At 41.7% G+C, this 321-nt stretch carries 1 protein-coding gene; it reads left to right on the top strand.

Annotated elements, in window-relative coordinates:
• On the top strand, positions 1-321 hold a 321-nt coding region (locus ACSG5Z_RS30040; protein WP_435712764.1), incomplete at both ends, for an aspartate/glutamate racemase family protein.

Below are 321 nucleotides of genomic sequence, written 5' to 3'. Positions count from 1 at the left end.
GCCAAGAAGTGTAGAAGAGGTACAATCTTTCGTATTTGAAATGGTTGAGTTCCTCAAACAGTTTCCGTTAAAAGCTCTAGTTGTAGCATGTAATACTGCTGCAGCTGCTGCATTGACTGCGTTGCAAGAAGCACTTTCTATTCCGGTTATTGGCGTTATCCATCCAGGAGCAAGAGCGGCAATTAAAGTGACAAAGAAAGGAAAAATCGGAGTAATTGGAACTGTAGGTACGATACAGTCTAATATGTACGAAAAAGCATTACACGAGCTTGATACATATTTGGAAGTGCATAGTCATGCGTGCCCGACCTTAGCTACAGA

This window comes from Bacillus pretiosus (assembly GCF_051294775.1).
GTDB classification, from domain to species: Bacteria; Bacillota; Bacilli; order Bacillales; family Bacillaceae_G; genus Bacillus_A; species Bacillus_A wiedmannii.
The sequence above is the reverse complement of the archived record's forward strand: the minus strand, read 5'-3'. Positions and strand labels throughout refer to the sequence as shown.